Annotated in this window: 13 protein-coding genes; all 13 read left to right on the top strand. The window is 37.3% G+C overall.

What is annotated here, in order from left to right; genetic code table 11:
• Positions 1-13: 13 nt before the first annotated feature.
• The 13 genes from G4420_RS11275 to G4420_RS11220 all read left to right on the top strand — a co-directional run bounded on the left by G4420_RS11275 (position 14) and on the right by G4420_RS11220 (position 16,058).
• Positions 14-1,015, top strand: coding sequence for an aldose epimerase family protein (locus G4420_RS11275; RefSeq protein WP_163323741.1), 1,002 nt, complete (start codon positions 14-16; stop codon positions 1,013-1,015).
• 30 nt (positions 1,016-1,045) lie between these two features.
• Positions 1,046-1,855, top strand: coding sequence for a carboxylesterase family protein (locus G4420_RS11270; RefSeq protein WP_163323740.1), 810 nt, complete (start codon positions 1,046-1,048; stop codon positions 1,853-1,855).
• A 137-nt stretch (positions 1,856-1,992) separates the two neighbouring features.
• Entirely contained in the window at positions 1,993-2,259 is a 267-nt protein-coding gene (locus tag G4420_RS11265) for an HU family DNA-binding protein (protein ID WP_163323739.1), read from the top strand.
• Between the two features lie 385 nt (positions 2,260-2,644).
• On the top strand, positions 2,645-3,763 hold the full coding sequence (locus tag G4420_RS11260; protein ID WP_204273661.1) for a helix-turn-helix domain-containing protein: 1,119 nt from the start codon (positions 2,645-2,647) through the stop codon (positions 3,761-3,763).
• A 161-nt stretch (positions 3,764-3,924) separates the two neighbouring features.
• Positions 3,925-5,982 (top strand): glycoside hydrolase family 3 protein, encoded by a 2,058-nt coding sequence (locus G4420_RS11255; protein ID WP_163323738.1) that lies wholly within the window; start codon positions 3,925-3,927, stop codon positions 5,980-5,982.
• An 83-nt stretch (positions 5,983-6,065) separates the two neighbouring features.
• Complete coding sequence (locus G4420_RS11250) at positions 6,066-8,096, top strand: glycoside hydrolase family 2 protein (RefSeq protein WP_163323737.1); 2,031 nt, start codon at positions 6,066-6,068, stop codon at positions 8,094-8,096.
• A 264-nt stretch (positions 8,097-8,360) separates the two neighbouring features.
• Positions 8,361-9,170, top strand: coding sequence for a TonB-dependent receptor plug domain-containing protein (locus G4420_RS23260; protein WP_204273660.1), 810 nt, complete (start codon positions 8,361-8,363; stop codon positions 9,168-9,170).
• Entirely contained in the window at positions 9,171-11,444 is a 2,274-nt protein-coding gene (locus G4420_RS11245; RefSeq protein WP_394351198.1) for a SusC/RagA family TonB-linked outer membrane protein, read from the top strand.
• A gap of 16 nt (positions 11,445-11,460) precedes the next feature.
• A complete protein-coding gene (locus tag G4420_RS11240) occupies positions 11,461-13,095 on the top strand; it encodes a RagB/SusD family nutrient uptake outer membrane protein (RefSeq protein ID WP_163323736.1) in 1,635 nt (544 codons plus the stop codon).
• A gap of 417 nt (positions 13,096-13,512) precedes the next feature.
• Positions 13,513-14,016, top strand: coding sequence for a GNAT family N-acetyltransferase (locus G4420_RS11235; protein ID WP_163323735.1), 504 nt, complete (start codon positions 13,513-13,515; stop codon positions 14,014-14,016).
• Between the two features lie 4 nt (positions 14,017-14,020).
• Positions 14,021-14,578, top strand: coding sequence for a Crp/Fnr family transcriptional regulator (locus tag G4420_RS11230; protein ID WP_163323734.1), 558 nt, complete (start codon positions 14,021-14,023; stop codon positions 14,576-14,578).
• A gap of 68 nt (positions 14,579-14,646) precedes the next feature.
• Entirely contained in the window at positions 14,647-15,489 is an 843-nt protein-coding gene (locus G4420_RS11225; RefSeq protein ID WP_163323733.1) for an alpha/beta fold hydrolase, read from the top strand.
• 251 nt (positions 15,490-15,740) lie between these two features.
• A complete protein-coding gene (locus G4420_RS11220; RefSeq protein WP_163323732.1) occupies positions 15,741-16,058 on the top strand; it encodes a hypothetical protein in 318 nt (105 codons plus the stop codon).
• Positions 16,059-16,328: the final 270 nt, after the last annotated feature.

The following is a 16,328-nucleotide window of genomic DNA, read 5'->3' as shown; positions in this document are numbered from 1 at the left end:
CAATCAATTTTTAATGGATAAGAGAATTTATCAATTAAAGAATAAGCATGGGCTTGTTGTTGAATTTCTGTCACATGGTGCGAGAATTTTCTCTGTCAAAGTACCAGATAAAAATGACTTAGTTGATATTTTAATTGGCTATGACACCCCTGAGGAAGCAATTAAGGGAGATGTATATTTCGGCGCGATATGCGGACGGGTAGCCAATCGTATTGCAAAAGGGAAATTTACATTAGATGGCGTTGAGTACCAACTCGTACAAAACGATGGTGAAAATGCTTTGCATGGAGGCCCAAATGGATTCCAGACCCGGTATTGGGATGTGAGTAAAATTGATGACAATACTTACAAATTAAACTTAACAAGCCCTGAAGGAGAAGAAAATTATCCCGGAGAACTGAAGGTTGAAGTGATTTACTCATTAAATAACAAGAATGAGTTTTGTATCGATATTGCTGCAAAAACAAACAAGTCCACAATAGTAAACTTAACGTGTCATCCTTATTTTAACTTAAAAGGTGCAGGGAAAGGTGATGTTTTGGATCACTTTCTTCAAATTAATGCTTATAAAATAACCCCTTTGAATGAAACCTCAATTCCAACAGGAGAAATCCTAAAGGTTGGAGGCACAAAGATGGACTTTCGAAATCAGAGATTATTAAGTGATGTAGTGAAAAAAGTCGATCATCAAATAAATCAGATTGGAGGGCTTAACCACAACTGGGCACTTACAAAGGATGATATGAACAATAAACCCGCTTTAAAGCTAACCGAACCAATATCTGGACGATCGGTTGAGTTATATACAACACAACCAGGCGTACAGGTTTACACTGCAATGCACTTTGATGGGTCGGAGAAAGGTAAAAAGGGAATACCGATAGAGGCTTTTGGAGGCATTGCATTAGAAGCACAAAATTATCCGGATGCTATAAACCATGAAAATTTTCCTAGCCCTATTCTAAAACCTGGCGAGTTATATTGTCATAAAATTGTTTACAAATTTGGATTTTAAATGAGTATTACGAGCATGAAATTAAAAGTCTTGAATAAAGTATTACTGTCCTTCATAATTTTGGAATCTTTTTGCACATATGGACAGAGTTCAGATTCGTTAAAGGCATATGAGAAAGATTATTATGCTCAAAAAGCAGAATCCCACATTTTTGTGAACGAGAATAATGAAAAACTTCCGTATCGGTTATTTTTGCCTGAAAATTACAACCAAAACATAAAATATCCTTTAATACTTTCATTTCATGGTGCAGGTGAAAGAGGCGATGATAACTTAAAACAATTGGAACCCTGGGTGGCTGCATGGATAGATGGAAAAGTCCAGAAAGAAAACCCATGTATTATAATAATGCCACAATGCCCACAGGATATGCAGTGGGTTAATGTACCATGGTCTAAAGGCTCTTATTCAATTTCAGAGGTTCCTGCGACCCAACCAATGAAACTTGTTAAGGAACTTTTCGACCAAGTATTGGGTGAATACGCAATTGATAAAAACCGTATTTATGTAATGGGTGTTTCTATGGGAGGATATGCGACTTGGAATTTTGTGTTGAATTATCCCGATATTCCTGCTGCAGCTATTCCCGTTTGTGGTGCTGGCGATCCTTCTTTGGCTTATAAAATAGCATCAATACCAATATGGGCGTTTCATGGAGACCGGGACGAGGTAGTGCCGCTATCAGGAACCACAGATATGATTGATAAATTAAAACAAATGGGTAATAATCAAATACGGTTGACCATATTCGAAAATGTTGGACATGAAGCTTATGATATGGCTTGGAAAAATTCGGAACTTGTTAGCTGGGTTTTCAAACAAAATAAATTAAAACGCTAGCTAAGAAGTAGGTTTTAGAGTGGTTGTATCCTCGACCTCGGTGAATATGGGAGCTGATATTTAAGTGTATCAGCACATTTTGATACTTTTGAATAGGATAATACAGAAACTATTAATTTAAAACTTAGTAAACTATAATGACAAAAGCTGATTTAGTAAATGAGATTCACCACCAAACAGGTATTGATAAAGTAACCGTGATGAAAACAGTTGAAGCACTTATGCAAACTGTTAGCAGCTCACTCATTGATGGTGAAAATGTTTATTTAAGAGGATTTGGCACCTTTGAAATCAAACATAGAGCTGAGAAAGTAGCCAGAAATATTTCTAAAAATACAAGTGTTATTGTGCCAGCTCATAATATTCCATTTTTTAAGCCATCAAAGGAATTTGTGCTAAAGTAGATCCATACCAATTGAATCGGGGGCTTACATTTGTCACTCCATGCATTGACTATCGGGTAATTCATTTTATTAGTGTCATAATTTGGGTTGCCAGAGGGATGGATTTCGCCTTGGTCTAAAGGATTGATTGCAAGTGCAAATCATTGGTTTATGAAGAATATTCTATTAAGAAGAATTAAGAAGGAATATATGGAGAGTATGCTCCGGTATTTCTTACAAGCTAATTTTGGATCAAGAATCTTTTCTGTTTTATCAGCTTTTGGAGAATCAGCTTTATGGTTGATCCCAACGATAATTTGAATATTGAAAAAAATCCAATATTTTTAGTTCTAAATAGTCAAATCAATAAGCAGATTTGATATCGAAATAATTTAATCAAACCAAGGTGGATAATTATATATCAATAATTGGATTTGTGCAAGCTCTGTTTGGAATAGTATTATTTCTGACCAAACGTCCAAGGCATTTGAGTTTTGTATTTTTAACCGTGTGGATGGTTGTTATAGCTATTTTTCAAGGTTCTTATTTACTTCCGTTTGAAGTGGTTGATTATTTTAAACCCGGTATCTTCCCAATAATGTTTTTAACCGGCCCTATACTTTATTTTTATGTCTGTTCTCTCACTGTCGAGAACTTTAAATTAAAACCCATCCATCTTTTGCATTTAGCCCCGTATTTGTTGATATCAGCACATCGGTCTACAATTAGCGTTGTAGCTATTGGAAGTACCCCCAATTTAACAGAAAATCCTTATTATCTGTATAACAAAATTTATTATTCCTTTTTGATATTCTCTGTCTTTACCTACTGGTTTTTGGGGTTAAAACTTATAATTTCACACCGAAAGAATATTCCCTTATATTTTTCAAATTACTCGGGTAAAAATACACTCAATTGGCTCATTTTTGTGCTAACGTTATTTTTGCTTTTATTCATTGCTAGTTTTTTTACGACTTATATCGAGCTTTTAGAACTTAGGGTATTTAAATGGACAACTTTATCATTCAACTTAACTGTGTTCACCTTCATTATGATTTATTTTGGAATAAATCAGTTGGTTATTTATAACAAAGAGAAGAATTGGTCGATACTAGCAAATTCTGTGGAAATGCAAAATCAAAATGAAATTGTCAAGGAAGATATGGTATTAGCCAGTGAGAATTATAAGGAATTAAATGATACGGTGATTACTTATCTGAAAAACAGTAAACCATACCTTAATCCGGAATATAACTTGCAGATGATGGTTGACGACCTGGATATTTCACGACACAAACTATCACAGGTTATTAACAGTGGGCAGAAAAAGAACTTTTATAAACTAATAAATGAATTTAGGGTAGAAGAAGTGAAGGAAAAATTGCTGGATCCTAAATATGAACACTACTCCATTTTAGGAATAGCAATGGAATGTGGATTTAATTCAAAAGCGTCGTTTAATCGTATTTTTAAGGAAGAAACAAACTTAACCCCGACCGCTTATAAAAAACATATAAGCACGTAAAAGTCCCATAAAATAACCAAGTCTCAATAAGTAAATAAGTCTCAGTGCATCTATTGAGACGATTCTAATTTGTATATCAATTAGTTTTAGAGACAATTGAAGTTGATTATTTATCAGTAATCAAACATTAAATTAATAACTAAACTAAAACTATTTGATAGATGAAAAATCTTGCTACTGCTGTATCAATATTCTATTACCTATTGATCAGATCATCTAAGTTACCCATCATTATATTTCTGTCTGTAATTCTCTTTACATCCTGTAAAGACCAGGAAAGTTATGAGCAGCCTGAACTAGGTATAAAAACCTTACAGCTATTACAGACTGATGGTTACGAGTTTAAAGATTTAAACAAAAACGATAAACTTGACAAATATGAAGATTGGCGATTAACAACTGATGAACGTGTTGCCGATTTGCTTGGACAAATGACACTGGAGGAGAAAGCCGGTTTTATGCTTATTAGCACCATAAATATGGGTGGAGCTTCGGGTGGCGGTTTTGGTGGAAATACTAACGTTACAAGTGATCTGTCGGAAGAAGACAACATTAATGAGACCAACTTTTTTACACGTCAGCCACTTCCCGTTCCCACTTTAAGTGTTTCGGGAACTACAAAAGGAATTCTGGAAAGAAATCTCCGGCATTTTATTTTACGTGCTAATACTAATGCATCTACAATTGCTGAATGGGCAAATAATGTTCAGGCAGTTGCTGAATCATCGCGCTTGGGAATACCGGTTCTGATTACGTCAAATCCACGAAATCATATTACAATTGATAACTCGCCAGGACTAAGCTTGGGACAAACCGGTTTTTCGAAATGGCCGGGAGAATTGGGTTTGGCGGCAATGCGCGATTTTGATCTTACACGCGAATTTGCCGAAATAGCAGCAAAGGAGTGGGTAGCTGTAGGAATACGCAAAGGTTATATGTACATGGCCGATTTGGCAACAGAACCACGATGGGGACGAACAGAAGGTACGTTTGGTGAAGATGCTGATCTGACGGCAAATATGATTCGCGAAGTTGTACTGGGATTTCAGGGCGAGAAGCTAGGGCCAAAATCAGTGGCGCTCACCACAAAACATTTCCCTGGTGGCGGACCTCAGAAAGACGGTCAGGATGCACATTTCGATTGGGGAAAAGATCAGGAATATCCGGGTAATATGTTGGATTATCATTTGAAACCTTTTAAAGCAGCTATTGAAGCCGGTACATCTGCAATAATGCCGTATTATGCTGTTCCTGTGAATACTGAATACGATGAAGTAGGTTTTGCTTTTAATAAAAGAATAATTACCGATCTGTTACGGGGAGAACTCGGTTTCCAGGGGATCATAAATTCTGACACGGGTCCAATCTTTATGATGCCATGGGGTGTTGAAAATCTTTCCATTTCTGAACGCTATCAAAAAGCTATTGATGCTGGTGTTGACTTATTCTCCGGGGTAGCAGATCCAACCTTTCTTTTAGAAACAGTTAAGGAAGGTCTGGTTTCTGAAGAGCGTATCAATGAATCAGTAGCCCGTTTATTAAAGGAAAAATTTGAACTGGGGATTTTTGAAAATCCATATGTCGATGTGGAGCTTGCCGGTCAGGTTGTTGGAAACACCGACTTTCAGAAAAGAGCAGATCTGGCGCTACGAAAATCCATCGTGTTGCTTCGAAATGATGATAAGATATTACCTCTCAAACCGAAAACAAAAGTGTATTTCGAAAAATATATGGTTTCGCGTGGTAGTGATAATACGCATATTGTAATTGTCCCGGAATCAAATAGCTGGGATGTGGAATTTGTAGATGCCCCGGAAAAAGCCGATCTGGTGGTGCTGTGGTTAATTCCCGGATCGGGTGGACTGTTTGGATCAGCAGGTGCTGAAATCCATAACGAACTGTCAAAGAATAATATCGACATTGACTATGTCAATCGGATTAAAACTCAACACCCAACGGTAGTTGTAATTAATTTCAGTAATCCATGGGTAATCAGCGAAATTGACAATGGAAATTTGAACACGGTTTTGGCCACTTTTGGTACAACTACCGACGCGGTTCTCGATGTAATTTCCGGGCAGTTTAATCCAATCGGTAAAATGCCATTTTCTATTCCGGCTTCCAATGAAGCAGTATTAAACAATCTACCCGATGTGCCTGGTTCAGGAGAAGCAGAAGGATACGCTGTATTTGATTTTAATGACGGGATAAGTTATTAATTGAATGATTCTCTTGGGTAGTCTCATATTGAGATTAATTGTTTGTAAATCAATTATATAAATATTTAAAAGAATACTAAACCATGAACAAATTCAAATTTTTAAATTTTTTAGGCTTGTGTGTTGTTTTGTTACTATTAACGACAAACATCAATGCACGCGAAGTTATTTCCTTGAATAAAAGTTGGAGTTTTAACCCGGGGATTGAATTGCCCAGAGGACTAGGCTGGGGGTATGGACCGGCAACTTCAGACACGGTTAATCTTCCTCATACGTGGAACAGTTCCGACTTTATGTCGGAAGAAGGTTATCGCAGAGGTTACGGATCATACCGCAAAGACATGGATATTCCTGTTGATTATAAGGGGAAAAGATTGTTTTTGAAATTTGAAGGAGCGGGAACTGTTGCCAATGTATTTGTGAATGGAAACCATATGGGAGAACACAAAGGTGCTTACAATGCATTTACTTATGAAATTACTGATGTTGTACAATTCGGAGAGAATAACAGTATCAGTGTTATTTGCGATAACTCGCAACGATTTGATGTAGCTCCACAGGGCGGCGATTTTAATATGTATGGAGGTTTGTATCGGGATGTATGGCTGATTGTCGCAGACGATGATGCATGTATCTCTCCATTGTATTTCAGTTCTACCGGTGTACTAATCCATCAATTGTATGCATCTGATAAAAGGGCAGAATTACGTGCTGAAATACATCTTTCTACGAAGTCGGACTACGAAAATTGTGAAGTGGAGTTTTCTGTTTTGGATGCTGATAATAATATAATTTCAAAACAAACCGATGCTATTCTTGAAAATGACAGAGTAGTTATAAATATAGGAATTGATAGCCCGCATTTGTGGAATGGTGTAAAAGATCCGTATTTGTACAGATCAGTAACAGTTTTAAAGCGCAATGGAGAAGAAATTGACAGGGTAGAGGAGAATATTGGAATCAGGTATTTCTTTATTGATTCAGATAACGGATTCTTTTTAAATGGAGAGCATTTGAAATTAAATGGTGTCTGCCGTCATCAGGACTGGGCAGAAGTAGCATCGGCATTAACTAAAGAACATCACCTTGCTGATTTCGAAATTTTCGAAGAAATGGGGGTTAATGCCTTGCGTTTAGCACATTATCCACAGGCAAAATTCATGTTTCAGGAAGCAGACAGAAAAGGCTATATCGTGTGGGAAGAAATACCGTTTGTTGGCGGATATATCAATTCGGATGCGTTTGAAGGCAACTTGAAATTGCAACTTAAAGAAATGATCATTCAGAATTATAATCACCCTTCTATCTGTTTTTGGGGATTGTTTAATGAGATCAGAGGAGATTTTGATGCCATAACGGCAGAGTTAAACGACTTATCGCACAAATTGGATCCTTCCAGGTTAACAGTTGCTGCCAGTTATCAACCCGGTAGTTTTAATCACATTACCGATGCAATCGCATGGAATAAATACTTTGGTTGGTATTATGATAAAATTGAAGACTTCGGACCGTTTTACGATAATTTTCATGCCGAATTTCCATATGCAAAAGTCGGCTTAAGCGAATACGGAGCCGGTGGTAGTCTTAATCAGCACGTGTCGCAGTTTATCCCTGAAGATAATCCACGGCCTTCTGCCCGAGGTCCATGGCATCCGGAAGAGAAACAAACAGCCAATCACATAGGACATATAAAAATGATATCTGAACGTGATTTTATTTGGGGCTCATTCCTTTGGAACATGTTTAATTTTGGTTCTAACTTTAGAAATGAAGGTGATACTCCGCACGAAAATGATAAAGGCTTGGTTTCAATGGATCGTAAAATCCGAAAAGATGCCTTTTATCTCTACAAGGCAAACTGGAACAAGAACGAGAAAACTGTTCATCTGTGTTCTAAACGATTTACTGAGCGCGAAGAAGACATTACAGATATTATTGTTTTTACCACTGCTACCACAGCTCGTCTTTACATTAACGGCAAACAAATTGGCAAAGCCAATGCCGACGATTATGCTACCGTTGTTTGGAAGGACGTAAAGCTTAGTAAAGGTAAAAATCTGGTAGAAATAAAAACTGAAGATGGAGACGATTCAGTGGAGTGGACAGTGGAATAGAAATGACTAGTTCATACCAATATTGAAGTAAAAATTTGATTATAAAATTTAAACATATATGAGTGCCTATGGATAAACGATGCTAATACACAACAAGAGGGAATCACCACAATACCCTCTTGTTTTGAACTTACAGCACTACATTAATAGTGAGTGTAATACGTTAAACGAAATAATCATTTAAAGCTAAACAAACTTATGAAAAATTCTTTTAGAAAGTTGATTTGCATATTATGTAAATCAAAGTCTCCTAACGTAATGATAATGATGAGTACACTGTTGTTCCTTTTTATGAGCAGTACTACTCATGTAATGGCTTCTGATACTCCTTTGTTTGGAAGTTTAACGGAAGTACAAGATCAACAAACAACAGTCAGAGGTAAGGTGGTCGGAGAGGAGGGACAACCAATACCTGGCGTTACTGTTACTGTAAAAGGCAATTCTACATTAGGTATAATAACAGATGTTGATGGAAACTACCAATTAGATAACGTACCTGGTGATGGAACACTTGTTTTTTCATTTGTTGGAATGAAAACGCAAGAAATTCCTGTCAACAAACGGAATGTTATTGATGTGACCCTGGTACAGGAAACAATTGGACTTGAAGAAGTGGTTGCAGTAGGATATGGAGTACAAAAAAAGTCAAATCTTACGGGATCAATTTCATCTGTAAATGTTTCGGATATAGACAATAGGACAGTTGCCGATATGAATCAGGCAATTCAGGGTAAAGCTTCTGGTGTTCAGCTTGTTTCAACCTCGGCCGCTCCAGGAGCCGAATCAAGTATTCGAATTCGTGGTTTCTCATCCAATACAACGTCGAATCCATTATATGTGGTTGATGGATTGCGCGTTAACAGTATTTCTAACATTGATCCGAACGTGATCGAATCAATAGAAATATTAAAGGATGCAGCATCTGCAGCAATCTACGGTGCTGAAGCCGGAAATGGAGTAATCCTTGTTACAACCAAAAAGGGAAACATAGGTCAGGGAAAAATTACCTACAAAATGCAATATGTAATTCAGTCTTATCTGCAAAAAGCAGAAGTCATGAATGCACACCAATAGATGGATTATATGGTGAACAGTAATGCGATCGATCAGTCGAAATTTAGCTCGTGGGACGGCACTGAAACAGATTGGTACGATGTGCTTTTTGAACCTTCACCAATGCAACAGCACAGCATTAGTTTCCAGAATGGTACGAATAGAGGCTCCATATATGCTTCGCTAAATTATATGAAAAATGATGGTATTGTTAGAGGTGACGAGGATATTTATAAACGTATTTCGGGAACGCTAAACGTTGAATATGATATTAAAGACTGGTTGACTTTATCGTCAAGTAACATTGTTACTTACAATAACCGAAATCAGGTGGCAGAGAACTCTCCTTATGTTTCAGCAATTCGGCCTGTACTTTCTCTTGATCCGTTGACGCCAAATATTTATAGTGCGAATAACTTACCCAGTCATATGCAAGGACTTGTTGACAATGGATATAAGTTAGTGCAAGATGATAATGGAGATTATTTTTCAATATCTGATTACCTGGCCGGCGCTGACGATATAAATCCGAATATTCTTTTGTACAGTGGTTCAACAAAAAGCTGGGATCATTTTATTCAGGGAAATACGGCTTTGAATTTAACCCCGATTAAAGATTTGGTTATTACCTCAAGATTAGGATATCGACTAGAGTCAAGAAATTCATCGGCGTATCAGTCTGCTTATTATGCAACAGCCACACGAAATCAAGACAGTCCATCCATTGAATCAACAGTTCAAAGTATCCAATATTATCAGTTGGAAAATTTCCTGAATTATACAAAAAGCATAGATGATCATAACCTGGTATTAATGGCAGGTTCATCCTATTCTTCCAGAACATCGAACTTTGTAACTGCGGGAGGTATGGGATTACAATTTGATGATGAACTTTTTGCCTATCCAAATTACCTGTCAACTGATGCCAATAGCTTAATCCACGAAGGAGATGAAATCCTAAATAAAAAATTATCCTTCTACGGACGTTTGTCTTATGATTATGGCAATAAATATATGCTTCAGGCCAGTATGCGTGCCGATGCTGCAGATTTGTCAATTCTCCCGGAAGCTAAACGCTGGGGTTACTTTCCCGCATTATCATTAGGCTGGACCGTTTCAAACGAAGATTGGTTTATTCAAGATAGTAAGACAATATCCAGCCTTAAATTACGTGCAAGTTGGGGACAGAATGGATCTACTGCCGGACTAAGTAATTTTGCTTATTCAAAAGTTATAATGAATGACGGGGCCTACTCGTTTGATGCAAACAATCCTGCATATATCTCCGGGTCTGTACCTTCTTCTACTGGTAACTCAAACCTAAAATGGGAAACATCGGAGCAGACTGACTTTGGTATCGACTTGCGCCTTTTTGATAACCGACTTACTTTTAATACTGATTATTATATCAAAAAAACCAAGGATTTGATTGTTTCAGGAACAACTCCTACTTTAACAATTGGTAATACTGTATCTCCGGTAAATGCTGGTAATGTTGAAAACAAAGGATTTGAATTTGGCTTAGGATGGAGAGATCAGCTTGGTGATTTTAAATACGATATCTCAGCGAATCTGGCTACTTTGAAAAATGAGGTAACCTATTTGGATCCCAGTATAGACCGAATTGCAGGATTCAACTATAATCGTTCAACAGTTACTGCTTTTGAAAAAGGTTTTCCGGTTTGGTATTTCATTGGATACCAGGTCGATCATATAGATCCGGCAACAGGAAATCCATTGTATGTAGCTGAAGATGGTTCTTTAACAGAAGCTCCTTCTTCTGCCGATCTTACTATGATCGGTTCAGGAATACCTGATATTACTTATGGACTTACAATAAATCTTTCGTATAAGAATTTTGACCTGACGGTATTCGGACAGGGAACTCAAGGGAACGAGATATTTTCAGGATTAACAAAAACCGACCGACCACAAACCAACCGTTTGGCAACCTATTATACGAATGCCTGGACCAGTCAGAATACCAATGCACAGTATGCACGCATGGATTATCAGGAAAGCTATTACTGGCAAAGTAGTGCCGTTGTTTTTGATGGATCTTACTTTAAAATCAAACAAATACAACTGGGGTATAATTTGCCGGACAGTTGGTTAGAAAAGATTAAACTATCCGACGTAAGATTATACACTTCACTGGATAATTTCTTCCTGTTTACAAAATATCCGGGTTTGGATCCTGAAACTTCAAGTGACTCTACTATGGGATTAGGAGTTGATATTGGCTCCTATCCCAGCGCAAAAACTGCAGTATTTGGACTTAACGTAACATTCTAATTCAAAATTTACGAAGATGAAATCTAAATTAATTATTATAGTAAGTATAGTATTGATAATCATGGGATTTTATTCCTGTGAAGATCAGCTTGATATAGAACAGCATGGTGTTCGGGACGTATCCAATTTTTATAAAACGGATGAACAATGTTTGGAAGGATTGGCCGCAATTTACTACCAGATTGAAACCTCCTGGAGAAATAATGACTTTTTTATTACTGCATCGCTTGCTGACGATGCTTATCCAGGTGGTGGCGCTCGTGGGAACGACGTGAATCTGGAAGAAATGAACGAGTTTAGACACAACGCCAATAATGGTCGTGTGAGTGAATTATTCGTGTTGTATTATACAACCATCTATCGATGCAAAATGTTGATCAGCCGTACAGATATTGAAAACGGCAGTTCTACCCAAAAAAGATGTGTTGCTGAAGCACAAGTCATTAGGGCTTTTACCTATCTACGGTTAGTCTCGTTTTTTGGCGAGGTTCCACTAATTGCAGAAGAACTTTCCGGAGATTTTGCCCGCCCTTCAGCTTCATTGTCAGAGATATATAGTCAAATTGAACTGGATTTAAACAATGCAATTGCATCCGGAGCTTTGTTGGAAAAAGAAAATGCAAGCTCACAACTCGTTAATGTTAGTAAACAACTAGCCCAGGCTGTTTTAGGAAAAGCGTATGTTTACGAGAGTACGTTCACTAACGTTGATAAATGGACGGAAGCAAGACAAGCGCTTAACGCAGTTATTTCTTCTGGAAAATATGAATTGTTTGAAGGAGACTATCTGGATATTTTCCATTACGGTGGACGATTTTCCACCGAAAGTATGTTTGAGACCAACCGTTTATTTGATTCTCAAAATCTTGCAATGGACAGGTCGCTCACAAGATTGGGATGGAGAAAAGACAGATTCAAACCTGATCAGTTAGAAGTAACACAAAGTACAGGACTTACATTTTGTGCTAACGAATCTTATGGGTTTATGAATCCAACCCGAGAGTTATATAAAGCTTTTGAAGAAATGGAAGGGGAAGACGGTTATCGCTTAAACCAGGTAATGATTTCTTACAAACAATTGAACGAAATGCCTTTGCAGATTGGCGATGGTAATTATGTATATGGAAATGCCGGATATTTTCCTCTTAAGTTTATGACTCAGGCATCAGAGCGGGTAGCCAGAAACACTTATGCTACAAATTACATGTTATTTAGGTATGCAGAGGTTTTATTATTGGCGGCTGAGGCAGAATTGCCTGAACATGGCGGTAGTCAGGCAAAAGTTGATGAGTATGTGAACATGATTAAAGCGCGGGCCGGTATTGCTAATCAACCTGGAAATTATACACTTGAGGATATTCAGAAAGAAAAACGTCTTGAGTTATGTTTCGAATGTACCCGTTATCCTGATCTTGTTCGCTGGGGAATTGCTGCACAAGTTCTTGCAGATAAAGGGAAGCAGGTTCCCTTGTTGTATGGGCTATATGACGGTAGCGACAATTCAAATCAGAAATTTACAGATACTGATGGTTACAATATTAGTTGGTATGAAACCAGTGGCACAGGATTTCAGACAAAGCATGAATTTTTGCCAATACCACAAGAAGAACTCAATGTAAATAAGCAAATATCGCAACACGAGGGGTGGTAATGATTAATTGGCATTAATAAACCAGTAAAAGAGAAAACCAGGGAAAATTCGTTGGCTTTCTCTTTTATTCTAACCTCTGTTTCTATCAGATTGTTTACTAATCAATGCACCGATGGTTAATTTTAAAGGGAACTTGCCCGTTGTCATCCTTGAAGTCCGGGGCAATACCACCCGTCCGATAACTCGTTTTGTGCATTGTGTGATAACCGTTACATAATGATCAATATAGCAGGTGTTTGAATTTCTTGTCGTTAATTCCCAACCATTTGTTTGGGATGTGTTACTGTAAGTACACGTTTTACAACTCCATATAGATAGTGAGTTAGTTAGTTTAGTTTAATCGATCCGAGACAAAGCTCGGATCGATTCTTTGTTAAATATAAGTTGTATTTTTATACCCCAATATTGATATATACGATGACTCTAAATTCGATAAGAATCACTTTTGCAGAGATCAGTAACCTGAAAGAAATCATTACGCTTTTTGTTGAAACCATAAACACAGTTTGTGCAAAAGATTATTCGCCCGAACAAAGAGCAGTATGGACCGAAGGGGCACAACACCCTGAACGTTTGGAAAAAAAACTGGAAACACAATATTTTCTGGTTGCACGTATAGAAGAAAAGCTAGCTGGTTTTGCTTCGCTCGAAAACAACTATATCGATTACCTCTTTGTACACAAAGATTTCCAGGGGCTCGGAATTGCCAAACAATTGTATGCCGCATTATTGCGAAAGGCCATCGAAACGAATGTGGAAACCCTTACAACTAATGTAAGCCTTACCACTCGTCCCTTTTTCGAAACGATGGGCTTCGAGGTCATCCGCAAACAGGATAATCCCACCCGAGGAGTGAATCTTACCAATTTCATGATGGAAAAACGTTTAGAAAAGGAACCCGAAATCGAACCTTTCCGATAAATTTATGGAACAACTAATCAACTATATAGAAGAATTTGTTAAACTCGATGATGACGCTAAAGCCGCTTTGCACGCGCTGACAGAAATGGAGTATTTTGTTAAAAGCGAATACATCCTCGAGCCGGATCGTCGTTGCAATAAAATTTGGTTTCTGAAACGAGGTATGGTTCGAAAATTCTACCTCAATGACGGCCGGGAAAAAACCGTATGGATTCATACTGAAAATCAAACTTTCACATCTCTGGAGAGCTATGCGCAAAATACTCCTTCCAAAGAATATCTGCAAACCTGTGAAGATTCTGAACTCATTAGCATTACAAAAGATAATAGTGAAAAGCTGGCCAAATTTCCAAAGATTGTTGCCTTTGTAAATGCAATGATGGCTAGGGAATTTGCCAACATCGATAAACATACCAAAGCCCTTAATCAACGCGATGCAAAAGGAAAATATGAATATTTGAGAGAAATTGCTCCTGAACTCCTTAAAAGGGCAAAACTCGGCCATATCGCTTCAATTATCGGTGTCTCCAGGGAAACTGTCAGCAGGATTAGGAAAGCATAATTTTGTGATTTACATCAAAAGAAAACCTCCTTTTCCTCTTCAACTTTGCCACAGAAAATTTTTAAGAAATGGCAAAGAAATCAATTTACAAAACAGAAAAAGGAAAACAACTTATTCAAAACAATTATTCCCAATTACTTTCAGATTGGGTTCAACCTTTTAAACAACAGTTTATAAAAACTCAGCTTGGCGATACCTTTGTGTTAGAAAGTGGAAAAGTTGATGCCCCGGCGATTATTTTATTGCATGGCTCCGGTTCAAATTCGGCAATGTGGATGGTCGATGCTAAAATATTATCCGAGTTCTATCATGTATTTGCTGTTGATATCGTTGGCGAATGCGGTAAAAGTGCTGAAACACGCCTTCCGTTCAAAAACAACAGCTATTCTGACTGGCTGCTTGAAGTTATTAATCATTTAAATATTTCATCAACAGCTATTATCAGCAATTCATTGGGTGGATGGATTGCCCTTGATTTTGCAATCAAATTTCCCGAAAGAATGAACAAACTGGTTCTGATTGCAACAGCGGGCATTACGAATATCCGCTTAAAAACGGTTTTTTGGATTATCATCACATCACTATCCGGTCAGAAAGGATTCGATAAACTCAACCAGATAGTTTATGGCGAATTAGAAATTGACCAACAGAGTCTGGCATTTGCAAATCTTGTAAGACAACATTATGTGCCCAGAACCGATGCATTACCAAGATTTTCGAATGAGCAACTACAACAAATCAAGTGTCCGGTTTTATTCATTGGTGGCGAAAACGATTGTTTTTATGTTTCAGAAAAAACGGCTAAACGACTTGAACAGAATATTGAAAACGCTAAAACTCTGGTTCTTAAAAATTCGGGACATGTTGTCGTCAATCAAATAAATACAATCATTCCATTTTTAAAAAATTAAATACATGATATGGAAAACCTTAAGACAATTGTAATGGGAACCACTGCAAGACTTTCTTTTGTCTGTGCAGGTAAAGTTTACTATCATCTCGAAACTGAAAAACACCTTTCCAGTTGGAAATAAACAGCATGGACGACGAACTCAAATCCACTTATTTGGAAAAAGAATATAAAGCAATTACTCTAATGCGCAGGATTCGAAAAGGAATCGAAAATGCCAACAATACCTTTATTCAACTTAAATAGCTTTTAATGAAATTTAAATTTTCGGGAGAATTACAAGCGCTTATTAATAAAGCACAGTCAGGACAAATAGAGGATGTTGACTATATTATGAGTCAATTAACTACTGAATCAAGTCTTGCAATGACACGGTATGTTGATTTTGCATTAAGTTTGGTGGAACCCGACTCTAAAGGATTTGAGCGCATACGGTATTATTTGTTCAACGGAACCTTAATACAACGAAATTATGCAAGCTTGTATTTGAATCGACTTGGAATTTGGAAGCCGGTAAAAGATGCCTTCGAACAAGGTTTAATTGATGAAATTCAGGCATATTCGCGTTAAATTTATACGAAATCGGGATAGAAGTATTTGATAAAACTGAAACATAGTGTCTTAAGCATTAAGACATATGTGCAGAATTTACACACAATTAGCTTTCAATTAACATTGCAAGTCAACAAAATGTTGTATTTTTGCAGTGCATGAATATACAATTTAATTCTACATCTACCCGACAATTGATGTCGGTATAACAGACAGGTAACCAAGAATATACCCGCTGCGGATTATTCATACCTGTCATTCTATTCTGTTTGATGTTAAAGCAAGATC

It is taken from the genome of Draconibacterium mangrovi (assembly GCF_010586825.1).
Classification (GTDB): Bacteria; Bacteroidota; Bacteroidia; order Bacteroidales; family Prolixibacteraceae; genus Draconibacterium; species Draconibacterium mangrovi.
This window is presented reverse-complemented; position numbering and strand designations above follow the sequence as displayed.

Excerpts from the sequence above, each read along its gene's own strand:
- G4420_RS11275 (WP_163323741.1), top strand. The coding sequence starts at position 14 with ATGGATAAGAGAATTTATCAATTAAAGAATAAGCATGGGCTTGTTGTT.
- G4420_RS11265 (WP_163323739.1), top strand. The coding sequence starts at position 1,993 with ATGACAAAAGCTGATTTAGTAAATGAGATTCACCACCAAACAGGTATT.
- G4420_RS11255 (WP_163323738.1), top strand. The coding sequence starts at position 3,925 with ATGAAAAATCTTGCTACTGCTGTATCAATATTCTATTACCTATTGATC.
- G4420_RS11250 (WP_163323737.1), top strand. The coding sequence starts at position 6,066 with ATGAACAAATTCAAATTTTTAAATTTTTTAGGCTTGTGTGTTGTTTTG.
- G4420_RS23260 (WP_204273660.1), top strand. The coding sequence starts at position 8,361 with ATGATGAGTACACTGTTGTTCCTTTTTATGAGCAGTACTACTCATGTA.
- G4420_RS11245 (WP_394351198.1), top strand. The coding sequence starts at position 9,171 with ATGGATTATATGGTGAACAGTAATGCGATCGATCAGTCGAAATTTAGC.
- G4420_RS11240 (WP_163323736.1), top strand. The coding sequence starts at position 11,461 with ATGAAATCTAAATTAATTATTATAGTAAGTATAGTATTGATAATCATG.
- G4420_RS11235 (WP_163323735.1), top strand. The coding sequence starts at position 13,513 with ATGACTCTAAATTCGATAAGAATCACTTTTGCAGAGATCAGTAACCTG.
- G4420_RS11230 (WP_163323734.1), top strand. The coding sequence starts at position 14,021 with ATGGAACAACTAATCAACTATATAGAAGAATTTGTTAAACTCGATGAT.
- G4420_RS11225 (WP_163323733.1), top strand. The coding sequence starts at position 14,647 with ATGGCAAAGAAATCAATTTACAAAACAGAAAAAGGAAAACAACTTATT.
- G4420_RS11220 (WP_163323732.1), top strand. The coding sequence starts at position 15,741 with ATGAAATTTAAATTTTCGGGAGAATTACAAGCGCTTATTAATAAAGCA.